We start from the raw sequence: 16,723 nt of genomic DNA, 5'->3' as shown, positions 1-16,723 counted from the left end.
CGTCAGTCCTCCTCGGGGGTGAGGTCGAGCATCCCCTGCGCACTCGTGGCCGGTCCGGCGCTGCGCGCCGCGTTCTCGATCTCCCGCCAGGAGGAGCCGAGGGCATTGAAAAGCAGCGCGGTCTTGGTCCAGTTACGCCGTTCGCAGATCGAGAAGAGCAGGTAGGAGAGTTCCTTGGCGGTGTCGAGGTCGATCCTGAGCCTCGCGGAGGCCATGAGCTGTCCGGCCGCTTCGATGCCCTTGTCATCGAGGCGTTTGGCCAGATGCATGACGACCTCCCAGATAGAGATCCGGTCGTCGGCCTGCGGGTCGTAGACAGGAGGAAGTTCGTGCGGGCTAAGAAGCTGGACGATTCCGCTTCGAGACTTGAGCACGCCCGACCGGTCAAGGCCGTCAACAGAAGTGTCCATAGCTTTGGAGAGTGTCTCGGCCGACCCGAACTTGGCTTCGTCGAAGCCATAGGTCTCGAACCACTTGATGCAGAAACGGGTGTCGGCGTCGAAGTCGCCCTCCTGTTCCGAGAGTACCTCGGCAAGCATCTGGTTGATCAGAACGAGCGCCGCGCGAACTCTCATTGGAGAGCCATCAGCCTCGGCCACCCACGCATATCGAGAAAAAACTGCCATCCCTGGACCTATCGCTGCTTGCGCCAAGTCGACAGGGGCAATACCGCCCTGTTGCAAGTCACGGAGCGCGTCAGGAAGTTCAGCCTTCAGCGCGTTGATCAACCCTCGTCGGTCGATTACCCCGGCACTATCATGGCGCGGCCTACACGCCAACACCACGGAAGAAGCGAGCGCGTTACTACCTAGGCCTCGTATTCGGTTGCTTAGCTCAGTCCGAACCGGCCAGGTAGCAGTTATCATCCACCCGGACTGGATCATACCTTCAAGCAAGGTCTCCCAGCCTGTTGAGGCATTACCGTTGTCGTCGCCCTCGGATTGCTTAAATGCATAAAAAACAGTTGTTGGATATGCATTTAAAGCCCCTGCCCGAATATTGGCAAAAACCCTCTGAAACCCTTTCTCGAAAAATCTATTCGCCTCATCTTTTCCGCCGTGACGGAACGGGTCAGCTACAAGTTCATCGCTTTTCGGCGTTAACAGCGTGCCAAATAGATTGGGGAATATAAATCTAAGCGAGCGGCGTAGCCATACATAGAAAAAGTCAGAGAGGTCAGCATATCCGACATTGTCGTAGTATGGCGGGTCCGTGGAAACCAACATACCTTCATAGGATCGCGAAGAAGCGTCTATTTGGATCACCGATCTCGGCTTTCCCTCCGGCAATGCTTCTAGCGCGCGCGTCATTCCGCCGATCGACGTAGTATAACCACCTGCAAACTTGCTGAGTGGCGGGGTTTCCGCATAATCCCACACCATCGGTATGGCCTGCCTCGTAAACAAATGGATAGCCTGGTCCATACTAGGCTTCCAACTGGTGAGACAATTAGATATATCAGCCACTTTACTGACGCCAAGCGACAAAAATACCGCAACACTATCAGCATAGGCATCAGCACTAGTGCCATTATAAGCAAGCGGTTCGCCCACAGGAAAGCCAGCGACTAAAGCGTCAGAAAGCACCTTTTCCCGAGCTTCGGAAACGAGATCACTAAAAGCCGCGAGCGCAACGAGTTGTCGACCAGTGAAAAGGTCCGTCCATTTATCCATTCCATAGTTTGGCGCCGTCAGATACCTAGGATTATGCGGAATATCTATATCCGGGACATCATCTGGCCTGGACACCTTGATGACCTGTTCATGCTCCTCAGCAGGGGCAAGGTAATAGCGCATTCGCGGGCCCTCGGCAACGATCGCCATCAGCTGCGCACCCATTCGCCCGGCCTTGCCTTCTGCCCGGATATGGGTCAGTGGCACAGGAGTATCACAAATTAGGCAGAGTGCACCAGTGCGGCCGACTGTCCCTTCCTGCGGCCGGCCCTTGGGACCACGAATCTCGAAGCGAACGCGCTTGCCCTCGATGATTGGTTCGACGTAGCGCTCTTTGCCTTTCTTTTTTCCTAGCCAAAAAGACCGAGCCAACGGCATGGTTCCACCACAAGCGGGATTAGGGCAGGTGACCGTGCGAGTCCAGATCCAGGAAATGACATTTGCTTCGGTGCCATCCGCCAGCTTGGCTTTGGGATAAAGGTGACCAATGCGCTTCTCAGCCTCGTCTCGTATCCACTTTCCATAGCGCCGGACGTCCTCGGCAAGGCCAGTTGCACCAGGCCAGTCACCCATTCGGGACTCAGCAGCTCCCGGGAACACTGGAGGCTGCCCCGCCCACTTCGGCGGGATCTCGATCAGTGCCTTGTTGATGAGCACCGGGACCGGATTCAGGTCCGAAGCATGCGCCTCCAGCCCAAGCCGCTGGGCCTCCAGCGGGATCGAGCCTCCGCCCGCGAACGGGTCGAGGATCGGCGGCGGGTTACCGTCACAGGACTTCCAGATCTCAGCCTTGGCCTCCGCGTACAGGGCCTTGTCGTTGATGTTGTCCCAGTTGACGAGCCGCTCGATGATGTTGAAGAGGCGCTTGCGCTCCAGCGCCTGATCCTCCTCGGTAGGAAACTCCTTCGGACGCGAAGACGGATCGTCCACGAGCTGGGCGAAGAGCACCGCGCGGCAGGCGGCCAGCGGACGGCGGGCCCACCACAGGTGCAGGGTCGACGGGTGGCCGTGCCGGATCGACTTCTCCCTGGCCGACTGCTTGTTGATCTCCTCCAGCGGAAGGGCCACCTCGATCAGCTTGCGCCGGTATCCATCCGTACCCGTGCCAGTGCTCGTACCAGCGCTCATACCGGTGCTCCTCCTCGTGCCCATTCCCTGTTCCAATCGCCACCGAGGTCGGTGGCGACGAAGTCGCCGAAGTCCACGTCCCTGAACGGGTCGACGAGGTAGCGGACCTCGTCGTACGCCGCACCGTCCGGGTGCACGCTCACCAGCGCGAGCCGGAAGGACCGGCCCGCGTTCTTGCCGGTCAGCACCTCGGTCCGGGTGACGTGGAAGTCCCTCGCCCCGGCGATCCGGCCCTTGACCTCGATGAAGACCCAGTGGTCGTCCACCGTCCGGGAGCGGATGTCGTAGCCGGGGTTGTTGTGCGCCATCTCCTCGGGCAGCCGGCCGAGCCTGCGTTCCTCGTCCAGCACCCGGTCCACCGCGCGCCGCTCCACCTCGGCCGTCTGCCGCGCGTACGCCGTCGCCGGGTCGTCGCGGAGCCCGGCCAGCCGGTCGAGCAGGCCCTGCGGGACGACCAGCGCGCCACCCGCCACCTGCGGGGGCCGGACCTGGAGCAGCTCACCCCTGTCGAGCTGCTCCATCCGGCGGCGGAGCCGGGCCTCCAGGTCCCTGGCCCGCCGGGCAGCGGTCTCCGGACGGATCTTGAGCTTCTTTCCGGTCAGCTCGGCGTCCAGCAGGTCGGCGTGCCGGGTGTCCCAGTAGTTGATCTCCTGGAGCAGCCGCTGCCGTACCAGGCCGCGGGTGCGGGCGGTCTCCGCCGCCAGCCGTGCCCTGAGCTCGTCGACGAACGAGGCCAGCCCGTTCTGCACGGCCCAGCCGACGGCGAGGTCCTCCATTCCGCTCGCCAGCCAGCCCTCCTCCAGCACCCCGGCCACCAGGTGCCGCTCCTCCGCCGAGGCGGGTGCGTAGTCGAGGTAGGGGGCGGCGCCGGCCGTACGGGCGGTGGAAGGGCCGATCTCCACGAAGTCGAAGCGCTTGCTGACGATCCGGTCGTGGCCGTCGGCGACCTCCTGAGAGACGGCGGCCAACAGGTGCGGCTCCTCCCCCGCGTCCCGGCGGTCGACCAGCAGCGCGCCCTGCTTGAGCTGCGTGCCGTACCGCTCGACGACCAGCGAGACCACCGCGTCGAGCAGCGGGTGGCCGGGGGCGAGCAGGTCGGCGCGGGGGCGGCCCGCGGGCCTGACCAGCTCGCGGGCGAAGGTGACCCGCTCGTAGCGGCGCAACACCGGGACACCCACCCTGATCTGCCGGTCATGCGCCAGCAGGTCGCCGGGGACGTGCTTGATCTCGTAGCGGCCGGACTCGCGCTCGGCGACCCGCCCGCCGAGCAGCTTGAAGGCGGCCAGGAAGAAGGCCCGGACGTAGTGCGGCTGCAGCCGCCGGGCCTGGGCCTCCTCCATCCGCAGCCGCCACTCGGCGACATCGCTCTCGCCCAGCCGCTGGTGGGCCAGCGCACGCTCGGCCATCAGCCGGTCGAGGCCCTCGCCGACCGAGGCGTCGATGACCTGGTTGAGCCGGTCGCGGATCTCCGGCCGGTCCCCGTACTGGATGGCCTCCATCAGCAGCTTGCGCAGCGGCTCGCCCTGAAACGCCTCGCCGAGGACGTCGAAGACCTTGCCCTTGTAGGCGCGGCGCTGCTCCTCGATCTTCTCCAGCAGCCGGTAGAAGACGTCGCCCTCGCGGGTGCCGATGGCGACGAGGTTCCACAGGTGGCAGACCTCGGTCTGGCCGATGCGGTGGATCCGGCCGAAGCGCTGCTCGATCCGGTTGGGGTTCCACGGCAGGTCGTAGTTGACCATGAGGTGGGCCCGCTGCAGGTTCAGGCCCTCGCCTGCCGCGTCGGTGGCGACCAGGATCCGGCACTCCGGGTCCTGGGTGAACAGCTCCTTGATCCGGCGGCGCTGGTCGCGGGAGACGCCGCCGTGGATGGCGACCACCGCCTCCTCCCGGCCGATCAGGCCGCGGATCCGCTCGACGAGGTATTCGAGGGTGTCCTTGTGCTCGGTGAACACGATGAGCTTGCGGGGGGTGCCGTCGGTGTCGCGGATCAGGGTGTTGCCCTGCAGCAGCTCGGACAGCTCGCTCCACTTGCGGTCGGTGCCGGAGTTGCGCACCCGGCGGGCCAGTTCGACCAGGTCGACGAGGAGGCCGAGCTCCTTGTCGAGTTCGGCGATCGTCTGCGCGGTGGTCGCGGCGTCGACGACGTCGTCCTCCAGCTCCTCCACCTCGGTGCTGGACAGGTCGTCGAGGTCGGCGTCGAGGGCGTCGGGGGCCTTGCCCAGCAGGCCCGCGAGCCGGTCCTTGAGCCGGCCCTCCAGCGGACTCGGGCCGGCGGCCATCTCCTGACGGAGCCGGCCGAGCCGCTTGTGGCGGCGCTCCAGGGAGCGGAGGATCGCCTCCGGGCTGGAGGCGAGGCGGCGCTGCAGCACGGTGAGCGCGAAGCCGACGGTGTTGCCGCGCCGCCCCTCGCCCCGGGCGGCGAGCTGCTGGGCCCGGCCCATCTGCTCGCGGACGTAGTCGGTGACGACCCCGTACAGCTCCTTCTCGGCCTCGGACAGCTCGTACGGGACGGTGTAGGCGCGGCGCTCGGGGAAGAGCGGCTTGCCCTCGAAGGTGAGCAGGTCCTCCTTGACCATGCGGCGCATCAGGCCGTCGGTGTCGGCGGAGCTGAGCCCCTCGCGGTACTTGCCCTCGAAGCGGTCGGAGTCGAGCAGGCCCATGAAGAGCTGGAAGTCGGCCTCGCTGCCGGCGTGCGGGGTCGCGGTCATCAGCAGCAGGTGGCGGGTGTGCCTGCCGAGCAGCTCGCCGAGCTGGTAGCGCCTGGTCTTCTTCAGCTCGTCGCCGAAGTAGCGGGCGGACATCCGGTGGGCCTCGTCGACCACGACGAGGTCCCAGTCACTGCGGGCGAGCTGGGCCTGCAGTTCCTCGCTGCGGGAGAGCTGGTCCATCCGGGCGATGAGCAGCGGCTGGCTGTCGAAGACGTTCGCGTCGAGCTGGGCGTCGATGAGCTGGCGGGTGAGCTGCTCGAACCGGAGGCCGAACTTCTCCAGCAGCTCCTCCTGCCACTGCTCGACCAGGCCGCCCGGCGCGACGATCATGCATCGTTCCACGTCGCCCCGGAGCATCAGCTCCTTGATGTAGAGCCCGGCCATGATGGTCTTCCCGGCACCGGGATCGTCGGCCAGGACGAAGCGGAGCGGGGTGCGGTCGAGCAGCTCGCCGTAGACCGCCTGGATCTGGTGCGGCAGCGGCTCCAGGTCGCTGGTGGTCACCGCGAGCATCGGGTCGAAGCGGGCGGCCATCCGGAGGCGGAGCGCCTCGGCGGCGAGCTTGAACAGCGCGCCGTCGCCGTCGAACCCGTAGGCGGCGGACGACCTACGCAGGGTGAGCCGGGCCTCGTGGTCGCGGTAGAGGAGTTGCTCGGTCACCTGGCCGGCGTCGGTCTTGTAGGTGAGGTTGACCGCGTTCGAGCCGTACCACTTGACCGCGACGACGGTGACGTCACCGCCCGGCGTCACCCCGCCGACGACGGCGCCGGGGGTGAGTTCCTCCAGCCTGGCCCCCGTCATCGCGGGATCCCGCGGCCTGGACGGGGTAGACATCTCACAGCGCTTGAAGCCCTTTCGGTCTGTCCATAAATGAATAAGCGGTCAAAATATGCTTTCAGGACATTTGTCCAACTTGGCGGATTTTGAAGTAGTTTGCGACAGGCTAAGATCGCCCACTCCTGCCACAGTCGACACAAGTCCACAAACCAGACATGGGCACCAAAGGCGCTTATGTTCTACAAATAGGGCGCACGATTTTCCCATTGCCATGGGCCGCACTAGAATTTCCCAAGCTCAAGTAAAACGTACACACAAAACAACAGTCACCGCAAGAAAGATTGTGTACTTAGCTCACTGATTTTTGGCTGCGTACTCTGCGGCCTGCTCCTTCACATGGAGAGGCGCGCGAGCCCGTCCCGGACCTTGACCGTGTCGGGGTGCTCCGGCCCGTGCAGCCGGACCAGATCCTCCAGCAGGCCGGACAGGGTGTACCGGGCGCGTTCCGTGTCACCGGCACCGAGTTCGAGGAGGCCGATCTGTCGCCTCAGCTCCAACGGCCGGGGATCATGTCTGCCGTAGACGGCCTGCTCCTGGACCAGCAGGCTCCTCAACATCTCCAGAGCCTGCCCGGTCTCCCCCATGAGCGCCTGGCAGGTCGCCTCCTGGCGACGGCAGTGCAGCACTCCCTCGTCGTGCGGACCGTGCTTGCGCGTCAGGTCGACACGTAGCTCCCCGAAGACCGGGGCTGCCCGGCGGTAGTCACCGCCTTCGAAGAGCACATCCCCCAGACGCAGACGCGCGGCGAGCACCTCCTCGTCGAGAGGACCGGCCATCCGGCCGGCGGGGGCGACGACGGCGTCGAGCACCTCGACCGCCTGGCCGTAGCGGGACGCCTTCGCCAGCGTCTCGGCCTCACTTCGGGCCCGAGCCAGGTCCTCCCGGCTGAAGCTCTCGTCCCCCTCCCCCGCCCCGGACTGCTCCTCGGACCCGACTTGCCCGGCCGGTTCCCGCCGAACGGAACCCGGCCGCGCGTCCCCGGGGTCGATGATGCGGCTGACCACCTCCGCGTACATCCGCACCGGGCTGGGACCGGGGCTCGTCACCCCGGGCAGCGGTCCCACCTCGTCCACGAAGGACAGCAGCGCGGTGTGCAGGGTTTCGGCGCGGGCGGGCCGATCCTCCGCACGCTTGGCCAGCAGCTGCAGCACGAGCCTGTCCAACTCGGCGGGCACGTCGGAACGGTAATCCCGCAGCGAGGGGGCGGCCTCGTTCACCTGCCGATCGAAGATGTGATACTCCGACTCCCCGTCGAACACCCGCTCCCCGGTGAGCATCTCGTGCAGGATGAGACCGAGGGAGTAGAGGTCGCTCTGCGGGGTGACCGCCGCACCCCGGACCTGCTCCGGCGACATGTACAGGGGCGTGCCCAGGATGGTTCCGGTCCGGGTGAGCCTGGACAGCTCAGGATCGTGGAACATGGCCAGGCCGAAGTCCAGCACCTTGACGGTGCCGTCCAGGCAGACCATCAGGTTCGACGGTTTGAGGTCACGGTGGAAGACGCCCCGCTCATGCGCGGCGCAGAGCACGGCGGCCACCTGCGCGGTGATCCCCACGGCCCAGCCGACGGGGAGCACGCCGTGCTCCCCCAGGACATGGTCCACCGTGGCGCCCTCGACGAACTGCATCACCATGAACGGCCGGGGCCCCACCTTCGGGTCCTCGAAGACGCCGACGTCATGGATGGGCGGTGTGCCCGGATGCTCCAGCTTGGCCATAATCCGCGCCTCGTGCAGGAAGCGCCTGACCAGTTCGTCGTCGGGCTTGCCGTAGGGGAAGCGGAGCAGTTTGACGGCGACCCGGCGGTCGAGCTTCTGGTCGTAGGCCCCGTAGACCTCGCCCATTCCACCTTGCCCCAGCGGGAGGGCATCCAGCTCGTAGCGACCGTCGATGATCACCCGATCCGCCTCCACCGGCCACCCGAAGGGCTCTGTTATGCGGCAAAACTACACCGATTCACCGCCCCGACCGCCGAGAACCATTCCCCGGGTCCTCTCCCGGCCAAACGGACCACCCAAAATTGCCATTCGGGGCGAATAACCAAAGCACTGGTCATTCTTCCCTTTCAGTCACAAAAAGCCTTTCGCCTCCGGGGAGTCACGATGATGGCCGAGACTGTGACGCTCACCTCGACCGGAGCCGCGCGTTATTCGAGCGGGTGGGCGGCCAGTACCTTCGCCAGGCGGTCCTCGAAGGTGCTGCCCTGCACCCTCGCCTTCTCCGGTCCGACGTACTGCCGCCAGCGGGAGGGGTGGCGCGGGGTGCCCGCCACCATCCAGGTCCGGCGGACCCCGGCGTCCCTCAGGTGCCCGCGCAGCCAGGAGACCTGCTCACGCAGTACGACACCGGTCCGGCCGGTGACCCGGTTCGATCCCCAGGCGAACAGGATCTCGTCGGCGGCGAGGACCGCCTCGGCGAGCAGGGTCCGAGACCGGGCCACCTCGGACTCCTCGATCACAGTGGCGCCGAGCTGACCCTGGTCCTTGGTGGGGACGTCCAGCAGGTTCGCCAGCCGGATCCGCTCGCAGCCCACCAGGGGGAGAGCACAACCGAGGTTGCGGAACGAGATGGTCTCGGGGGCGGGCCGGAGCGCGGGATTCAGCAGGATCGCGCAGAGCGTCCGGGAGTCTTGGCTCACCTCGTCCTCTCCTGGTCTACCGGAATCCCGGAGACTGTACCGGGGTTGCTCGAACCCTGGTTTCCGCGGCTTGTAGCGTGCTGTCATGACGGAGCTTGAGGAGTTGGCCGGCAGGTTGCGGCGGTTCGCCCGCGACAGGGAGTGGGAGCAGTTCCATACCCCGAAGAACCTGGCCATGGCCCTGGCCGGAGAGGTCGGGGAACTCCTCGCGGAGCTGCAGTGGCTCACTCCCGAGGAGTCCACGCGGGCCATGGAGGACCCGGAGGCCGCCGGACGGCTGCGCTCCGAACTCGCCGACGTCATGATCTACCTGACCCGGCTCGCCGATGTGCTGAACGTCGATCTCATCGAAGCCGCCCACGCCAAGCTCGACCAGAGCGAGAAGCGCTACAGCGTGGAGGCTTACCGGGGGTCGGCCAGGAAGGCTCCGCCGCTCGTCTGATTTTTCCGGATGATCGCGGTAATGTGCCGGGCGTAGTGATGCGGCCCGACGGGCTTCCGCCGATCGCCTGATCGCGGACACGCTCCCATACCGCACGAGTCTCTCGTGCTGCCTGGGGGTAGGTCCGTGACGGCATTTCGGCACTCCGCCGAAAGTCTGGCCAAGCTGGCGACCGACGGTTCGGTCCCCGAAAAACGACTCAGCGAGACCATCGCCGAACATCTCAGAAGAACGGTGCGCGTCAACCCCTCCGAGGCCGAGCGCAGGTCCTGGGATCGCAGCCTGCCCGTCCTCGCCCGCGACCTGGTCGACGCCGGGCTGGGCGACGTCGAGATGCTGATCGAGTACCAGCTTCCGCTGACCAGCAAGCGGGCCGATGTCGTGCTCGCGGGAGTCGATCGCCGCACCGGCGGCGACGCCTATCTGGTGGTGGAGCTGAAGCAGTGGAGCCGGGCCGAGCTCTTCGAGGAGGATCCGGACCTCGTGCTGGTCGAGGGCACTCCGGGCGGCCCCAAGCTGCACCCCGCGCTCCAGGTGCGGGGCTACTGCGACTACCTCACCGACTTCGTCGGCGCCCTGGAGGGCAGGGACGACGCGCTCCGAGGGGTGGCCTACCTGCACAACGCGGCCGACCTCGACGTCCAGGATCTCTACACGCGTGAGCAGGACGAACGGAGCCGCCTGTTCACCAAGACCCGGCGGGGCGCCTTCCTCACCTACCTGCGTGACCGGTTCGCTCCCGAGTCCGGCGCGGACGCGGCCGACCGGCTGCTCACCAGTGCCGTTCGTCCCTCCAAGCAGCTGCTCAAGCTGGCCGCCCGGGAGATCAAGGACCGGGAGCAGTTCGTGCTGCTGGCGGAGCAGCGGCTCGCGTACGAGATCGTCCTGAACGCCGTGGACCGGGCTCGCCGGGCGGACTCGAAGGAGGTCGTCATCGTCACCGGCGGCCCGGGAAGCGGCAAGAGCGTCATCGCGCTCTCCCTGCTGGGTGAGTTGTCGAGACAGGGACGGGCGGTCCTGCACGCCACCGGGTCGCGGTCGTTCACCGAGACGCTGCGCAAGGTCCCGGGCAAGGGCTCCTCGAAGGTGCAGAACCTCTTCAAATACTTCAACAGCTTCATGACCGCCGAGCAGAACGGTCTTGAGGTTCTCATCTGCGACGAGTCCCACCGTCTCCGCGAGACCTCACAGAACCGCTACACACCCGCGCGCCTGCGAAGCGACCGCCGTCAGGTCGACGAGCTGATCGACGCAGCCCGCGTTCCCGTCTTCCTGCTGGACGAACACCAGGTCGTGCGGCCCGGCGAGATGGGCACCACCGCCGAGATCAGAGAGCACGCCGAGGCCCGGGGCCTCCGCGTTCACGAGATCTCGCTCGACGAGCAGTTCCGCTGCGGAGGCAGCCGCGCCTACGAGGAGTGGGTGCTGCACCTCCTCGGCCTGCGGGGCGACCGTCCCCTGCCGTGGTCTGGAGACGATCACTTCGTGGTGTCTCCGGCGGAGTCACCACAGGAGCTCGAGACCCTGCTGCGTTCGAAACTGGACGAGGGCTACTCGGCGCGGATGACCGCCGGCTTCTGCTGGCCATGGAGCGCCCCGCAGAGCGACGACACGCTCGTTCACGACGTCCGGATCGGTGACTGGTCCCATCCGTGGAACGTCAAGGGTGACAGGGCCGTGGGCAGCGCACCCGCGAGCGCGCTGTGGGCGACCTTGGACGGAGGGTTCGAACAGGTCGGCTGTGTCTACACCGCGCAGGGATTCGAGTACGACTGGAACGGTGTGATCATCGGACCCGATCTCGTCGTCCGGGACGGCAGGCTCCACACGAGGAGGGCGTTCAGCAAGGACCCCTCGCTCACCCGGGGGACCACCGACGAGCAGGCGGATCGACTGATCCGCAACACCTACAAGGTGCTCCTGACCCGAGGGATGATCGGCACGTTCGTCTACTCCACGGACCCGGAAACCCAGGAGTTCCTCTCCCGTCTCACCTCCTGATGGTTATGTCCTAGACGTCCGGAACGACCAGTTCAACCCAAGCTCTCGATGTGCGGCTGGAGTGCCGGGGTTCCGGTGGAGGGTTTCCAAAAAACCGTGGTCGGTCGCCCCGATGCCGGGTACATTCGCGGAGTCGCGAAAGCGAGCACGGGCTTACCCGGGGCTTCATGCCCCCGAGGGCGCGGTCTTCGGACCGCGCCCTCTTTGTTTTCCCCGTCGCCGCCCCCTGGCCGCGCGCCGCGCCAACCGCGCTCTCCTGCCGGATCCGTGAGGTGAGGGGCGACGAGTTCGTCGCCGTCGAACACGGCGGTCAGGCCGCGCTCGTGCTCGTAGAACGAACCGACCCGTCTCTTGGTCCAGCGACCAGGGCAATCGTCCTGGCCGCCTGAACCTGCCCGCACAGGGGGGCAGCAACACCCGCGCTCCGGGATATCTGCCGCGCCTTGGGGCGACCCCATCAGACCTAAACGAGATACATCAATTAGTGATGATACACACATATGTTGCAGTCACAAGATTTAGTCTTGTGCATCGTGTTCACACTATGATTCACTGGCGTCGCGCAATCGCCCCCACCCCCGGAAAGCGAGCCCCGCCATGCACGGAAACCCGCAACAGCCGCCGCAGTACGGCTACTCCCAGCCCCCTCCGCAGACCGTGATCGTGCAACGGAAGGGAGGCGGTTGCCTGCGCGCGTTCCTCATCGGCGCCGCCGTACTGGCCGGCCTGGTGGTGATCGGCGGGCTCCTCGGCGGAGGCGACAAGGACGGCGGGGACCCGGCGAGCTCGGCCGACACCACGGTCGCCGAGGCCGCCCCGGCGGAGAGGAAGAACAAGCCGGCGGGACTCGGCGACACCGTCAAGGACGGCAAGTTCGCCTTCAAGGTCACCAAGGTCGAGAAGGGCGTCGAGCGGGTCGGCGGCGAATACCTCGGATCCGATGCCCAGGGCCAGTACGTCCTGGTGCACGTCACCGTGAAGAACATCGGCGACGAGTCCCAGCTGTTCAGCGACTCCTCACAGAAGCTCATCGACACCAAGGGCAGGCAGTACGACCCCGACTCCGGTGCCGCCGCCCTCGGGCTGAAGAATTCCAACGCCTTCCTCAACACCATCAACCCCGGCAACGCGGTCAACGGGATCCTGCTCTTCGACGTCCCGAAGAACTTCAGGATCAAGGCGATCGAACTCCACGACTCCATCTTCTCCGACGGTGTCACCGTCGCCCTGAACGACTGACCACTCGCACCTTTTCCGATCGAACCACCGGTAAGATCCGGATCCGGCTATCCCCGACGGGCGCCCGATGCCCAACCTCTGACAAGAGGAGTCCCATGTTGGTCGCGCAGCGCTACGAGCTACGGCAGCCGATCGACATGACCGACCGGTCAGGGCACGCTCGGGCCTAGACGGCCCTCCCGCCCCCAATGCCTCTCCAGGCCGTACTTCTCGCCCTTCCAGGGGAGCCAGGCGTAGTGGACGCGGATCCAGTCGACGGGGGCGTCCTGGGGTCGCCGCCCGCGTTCCACCCATGCTCGGGCGGCTCGCGGTCGCCGCGCGAGGTGACCGGGCCGCGTACCTGGTCCGCCACCGGGAGCAACGGCAGCACGACGGCCGTGACCGGCAGCGGCCATCAGTCGAACGGGGCCCCGGTCCGCTTCTCCTCCGTCCGTACCCGCCTGGGGTGCGGGCCGGCGAGGTCGTGGGCGGACCGGGCCAGCCAGACCGGCCGGAAAAGGGCGACCACCCCCAGGAGCGGTGTGAAGGCGGAGTAGTCATCGATGAGGGCGAACACCAGCGGTGCGACGAATAACGGCAGCACCATGGCCGCCACCCCCGACCACACGGTGCCCCTGCCCCACCTGCCGTCCCCGGCCTGGGCCACGACGGTCAGCAGCATCCAGAGCAGCCAGGTCCACCCGTTCAGCTGGACGATCTCGAAGACCCCGCCGAACGCCTCCGCCCCGATCGAGCCCGCCACGTCGAGCGTCCCGGCCACCAGCGCGGTGAGCCGCAGCGGGCGGGAGGCGCCGTCCAGCACCCGGTGGAACAGCACCACCAGGGCGAGCTGTCCGAGCTCTTCCAGGCCGTAGGTCCGCCACGGCAGATAGGCCGCGAACAAATCAGGCAAGAAGAGGGCCACATTGACATAGAGCGCCACCCGCAACAGCCGGACGGCTCTCCCCTGTTCGCCGATCTCCCCGGCGACCCGCCCGCGGAGGATCTGCCACAGCGCCCAGCCCTGCGCCACACCGGCCAGGAGCAGGAGCAACACCTGCCAGCCCATGCCCGGCTCTCCCCGGAGAGCCACCAGCAGCCGGAGGATCCTGTCGTCACCGCTCACCAGCGCGACGACGCCGAATGCGAGCACCGCGGCCAGGTAACCGCCCACGACGAATGCGGCGGGCCATCCGAAACGATATCGACGGCCCGAACGGATGGGGCGCATGTGTACTTCCCGGGGGGCGAGAAAGCCAACAAGGCGCTCAACCCTAATCGAGCACCGGCTCCGGATGTACTTTCACGCCGCCGCCGGTAAGACCTGGATCTCTCCCTTGACGGGCGGCCACTGCCCGACCTCTGGCGAGTCCCATGTTGGTCGCGTACTGAACACGAAAGCTCAAAGTTACATGCGATCATGCCGCTGACCTGCGGCGATAGATGGCCTTCGTGTAACGTCCACCTTTGATCGTCAGTAGCGCTACCGGCCACAAGGCCGGCGCCCTGCCCTCAGCGTCGGATACCCCGGAAAGCCGGGTCAGCCGGCGCCGGTTCTTACCGCGGTGACCGCCACCATGGTGTAGGGCATCGTGAAGCCGCCCCCGATCGCGTCGATGGCGGCCCCGACGCCTGCCAGCACTTCGGCCAGCTGGTCCGCCGGGAGCCGGGTGAGGCCACCGGTCGTGGGCAGCAGATCCAGCCACTCGTCGCGGGTGTAGAACCGCTCCCAGTCGAATCGCCACTGCTCCGGGTCGCCGAGCTCATCCGCCTTTCGGATTCCGTCGGCGAACATGGTGAACATCTCCTGGTAGATGTCCCGGGTCTGCTTCGGTGGTTGGCCGTTGAACGGCGAGTCGGGCACCACCCGCCGATAGACCGCCGTGAAGGCCTCCGCGATGGCGGGCGGAGGCTCGAAGACATGCGCGAACACCGCCAGCCGGCCGCCGGGCCGCAGGACCTGGGCCGCCTTCACGGCGCCCGCGACCGGGTCCACCCAGTGCCAGGCCTGGCCCGCGATGACCGCGTCGAACGTTCGGCCGGCCGAATCCCAGGCCTCGAACGTCGCCACCTCCACTTCGACCCCACTGCGCCGCGCGAACTCGGCCATTCGCTCATCGGGGTCGACGCCCAGCACCGTGCAGCCGGCCGCCTGGAACTGCCGGGCCTCTATACCGGTGCCGCAGCCGACGTCCAGGACGTCAGGCCCGGGGCTGGCGGCGACGATCCGCTGTACGAGAGCGTCGGGATAGCGGGGCCGGGCCCGGTCGTAGCGTTCGGCGTCCGCCCCGAACGACTCCGCCATCTGTCTGGCCTTGTGCGGCTCATTCGATTGTCCCTGCGACATAGTGGGCATGCGCCCACCATAGTGGGCACATGCCCACTTGCCAACAGGGTAACGTCCGCGGTGAGCGTAAGGAGGAACGCGCGGTGCCGACCGGAGTGCACATCCGTGACGTCCGCCGGCAGTTGTTCGACGCCGCCGAGCGCGTCCTGCTTCAGGACGGGCCGAACGCGCTGACCAGCCGTGCGGTCACCACCGAGGCAGGCGTCGCCAAGGGCGTCCTGCACCGGCACTTCGCCGACTTCGACGACTTCCTCGCCGAGCTCGTGCGAGACCGTATCGCCCGGATCGACGACCAGACCGCCGCCTTGCGCGAGTCCGCCGGGACCGGCACCGTCGCCGTCAACCTCACCGGCGCGCTGATGGACCTGTTCGACCCGGTCGCGGTGGCGATCGTCGGTCTCGTCATCTTCCGGGACGAGCTGCGCGCTCGGCTGCGCCACGCCAGGCCGGGCCACGGTATCCCGGTCATGACGGAGGCCGTGGCCATGATCGCCTGCTACCTCAACGACGAATGCGAGCTGGGCCGTATCGCGGCCGACGCCGACGTCGACACGCTCGCGCTCTCACTGATCGGGGCCGGGCACCTGCTGTTCGCCGACCGGGAAGCCGCCCCGGTGGAGACCGGAGCCGTCGGCAAGGTGGTGACCACGGTCATCGCCGACATCGTACAGAGACGGCTGCTGTGAACCACTGAACCACTGAACCGCCTGACGCATGGCGTTACGGGGCAGCCTGGTCGCCGTTCGCGGGACTCCTCACCACCCAGGCGTTCCGCGAGACCGGTGCTGAGACTCCCCGGACCCGTGCGCACGGTCCACCTCGGCGTCCGGTCGCATCGACCCGAGCCGAGGCCGAGCACGGGCTACACCGTCGGTGACCAGGGCGCGGATCCGCGTTCGGACCGGTGAACGAGGCCACGTCATCAGTGGTCTCGGTCGACTCCCAGCCGACGTGGCCGAGGTCTGTGAAGACCAGAACGGCGAAGTTCGACGGACGCCTGCTCGCGAAGGGCCGAGCATCGCGGTCAACGCACCGGAGCGCCGGGCTTCCCCCGTTCTGAAACCTGGCCGACACTGAACGCATGTCGAGACGCACACTGGTCTGGTCGGGCGTAACCGTGGCGCTGGCGGCCCTGGTCGCGCTGGGGTGGTATTTCATCGCGGTCGGCCTGGATCGCGCCGACAAGCTCGCCAGCGTGCTCGGCGCCTTCGTCGGACTGCTGGGGCTGGGGCTGGCGGTTTTCGGCGCTGTTTCCACACGCCCCGAGGAGGCCGGGCCTGGCCCCGAGCCCGGCGGTGTCCACAACGAGATCAGTGGCACCGTGCACGGTAACGCGGTGCAGGCCAGGGATATCGAAGGTGGGATCACCTTCGATGCTCCAAAGCCCTACAGACCACAGGAAATGGACTGATCGTCCTTCGACAGCCCCGATCAGCCGTCCTCGTACCGGCTGTCGTAGACCGTGAGCCATGCAATCCGGGCGCCGCCGATGGAGTCCCGGTCGGCGATGACGCCCTTCTCATTAAATATGAGACTTTGTGGCAGCAGACAATCCCGCACGCACTGTTACTGCCGTGATGTTCTCGGCATCTCCGAAGTCCACGGACAACCAGAATCAAGCACCGAAGTGCTGGATGTCGGAATGTGCGGACGTACTGCGGACCCGGAAAATGTCCACTGATCGATGACCGGCAGGTCGAGGCCGGTTCGACATCAAGCCTTCGTCACCAT

11 protein-coding genes are annotated in these 16,723 nt (G+C 66.6%); 5 read left to right on the top strand and 6 right to left on the bottom strand.

All coding sequences use genetic code 11. The features are described from left to right. Nucleotides 1-2: 2 nt before the first annotated feature. From IG98_RS0118220 to IG98_RS0118205, 4 genes are all read right to left on the bottom strand, one after another. Entirely contained in the window at nucleotides 3-2,801 is a 2,799-nt protein-coding gene (locus tag IG98_RS0118220) for a DUF1156 domain-containing protein (RefSeq protein WP_051752375.1), read from the bottom strand. Then, a complete protein-coding gene (locus IG98_RS0118215; RefSeq protein ID WP_030913328.1) occupies nucleotides 2,798-6,310 on the bottom strand; it encodes a helicase-related protein in 3,513 nt (1,170 codons plus the stop codon). Before IG98_RS0118215 ends, IG98_RS0118220 begins: the two co-directional genes overlap by 4 nt. Before the next feature lie 368 nt (nucleotides 6,311-6,678). Then, nucleotides 6,679-8,244, bottom strand: coding sequence for a serine/threonine-protein kinase (locus IG98_RS0118210; RefSeq protein ID WP_245651613.1), 1,566 nt, complete (start codon nucleotides 8,242-8,244; stop codon nucleotides 6,679-6,681). A 248-nt stretch (nucleotides 8,245-8,492) separates the two neighbouring features. After that, nucleotides 8,493-8,984, bottom strand: coding sequence for a DUF1643 domain-containing protein (locus IG98_RS0118205; protein WP_030913326.1), 492 nt, complete (start codon nucleotides 8,982-8,984; stop codon nucleotides 8,493-8,495). Between the two features lie 85 nt (nucleotides 8,985-9,069). Between IG98_RS0118205 and IG98_RS0118200 the strand changes: the two genes are divergently transcribed. The 3 genes from IG98_RS0118200 to IG98_RS45015 all read left to right on the top strand — a co-directional run bounded on the left by IG98_RS0118200 (nucleotide 9,070) and on the right by IG98_RS45015 (nucleotide 12,666). Next, nucleotides 9,070-9,426 (top strand): nucleotide pyrophosphohydrolase, encoded by a 357-nt coding sequence (locus IG98_RS0118200; RefSeq protein WP_030913323.1) that lies wholly within the window; start codon nucleotides 9,070-9,072, stop codon nucleotides 9,424-9,426. Between the two features lie 126 nt (nucleotides 9,427-9,552). Further along, nucleotides 9,553-11,427, top strand: a complete 1,875-nt coding sequence (locus tag IG98_RS0118195) for a DUF2075 domain-containing protein (protein ID WP_030913321.1) — start codon at nucleotides 9,553-9,555, stop codon at nucleotides 11,425-11,427. A gap of 597 nt (nucleotides 11,428-12,024) precedes the next feature. Further along, entirely contained in the window at nucleotides 12,025-12,666 is a 642-nt protein-coding gene (locus IG98_RS45015) for a DUF4352 domain-containing protein (protein ID WP_051752373.1), read from the top strand. Between the two features lie 394 nt (nucleotides 12,667-13,060). Here IG98_RS45015 and IG98_RS0118180 read toward each other — a convergent pair whose 3' ends face one another. Beyond that, a complete protein-coding gene (locus IG98_RS0118180) occupies nucleotides 13,061-13,876 on the bottom strand; it encodes a hypothetical protein (RefSeq protein ID WP_030913315.1) in 816 nt (271 codons plus the stop codon). A gap of 309 nt (nucleotides 13,877-14,185) precedes the next feature. Next, the gene (locus tag IG98_RS0118175; RefSeq protein WP_084195443.1) at nucleotides 14,186-15,001 is read right to left on the bottom strand and encodes a class I SAM-dependent methyltransferase; all 816 of its coding nucleotides are present in this window, start codon (nucleotides 14,999-15,001) and stop codon (nucleotides 14,186-14,188) included. 74 nt (nucleotides 15,002-15,075) lie between these two features. Here IG98_RS0118175 and IG98_RS0118170 point away from each other — a divergent pair, with 74 nt between their 5' ends. Together IG98_RS0118170 and IG98_RS0118165 are read left to right on the top strand one after the other, a co-directional pair. Beyond that, nucleotides 15,076-15,678, top strand: coding sequence for a TetR/AcrR family transcriptional regulator (locus IG98_RS0118170; protein WP_030913311.1), 603 nt, complete (start codon nucleotides 15,076-15,078; stop codon nucleotides 15,676-15,678). Between the two features lie 395 nt (nucleotides 15,679-16,073). Then, entirely contained in the window at nucleotides 16,074-16,403 is a 330-nt protein-coding gene (locus IG98_RS0118165) for a hypothetical protein (protein ID WP_030913309.1), read from the top strand. Nucleotides 16,404-16,723 lie beyond the last annotated feature (320 nt).

Origin of the sequence: Streptosporangium amethystogenes (assembly GCF_000721075.1) — a bacterium.
GTDB classification, from domain to species: Bacteria; Actinomycetota; Actinomycetes; order Streptosporangiales; family Streptosporangiaceae; genus Streptosporangium; species Streptosporangium amethystogenes.
The sequence above is the reverse complement of the archived record's forward strand: the minus strand, read 5'-3'. Positions and strand labels throughout refer to the sequence as shown.

Excerpts from the sequence above, each read along its gene's own strand:
- IG98_RS0118215 (WP_030913328.1), bottom strand. The coding sequence starts at position 6,310 with ATGACGGGGGCCAGGCTGGAGGAACTCACCCCCGGCGCCGTCGTCGGC.
- IG98_RS0118200 (WP_030913323.1), top strand. The coding sequence starts at position 9,070 with ATGACGGAGCTTGAGGAGTTGGCCGGCAGGTTGCGGCGGTTCGCCCGC.
- IG98_RS0118220 (WP_051752375.1), bottom strand. The coding sequence starts at position 2,801 with ATGAGCGCTGGTACGAGCACTGGCACGGGTACGGATGGATACCGGCGC.
- IG98_RS0118165 (WP_030913309.1), top strand. The coding sequence starts at position 16,074 with ATGTCGAGACGCACACTGGTCTGGTCGGGCGTAACCGTGGCGCTGGCG.
- IG98_RS0118180 (WP_030913315.1), bottom strand. The coding sequence starts at position 13,876 with ATGCGCCCCATCCGTTCGGGCCGTCGATATCGTTTCGGATGGCCCGCC.
- IG98_RS0118175 (WP_084195443.1), bottom strand. The coding sequence starts at position 15,001 with ATGCCCACTATGTCGCAGGGACAATCGAATGAGCCGCACAAGGCCAGA.
- IG98_RS45015 (WP_051752373.1), top strand. The coding sequence starts at position 12,025 with ATGCACGGAAACCCGCAACAGCCGCCGCAGTACGGCTACTCCCAGCCC.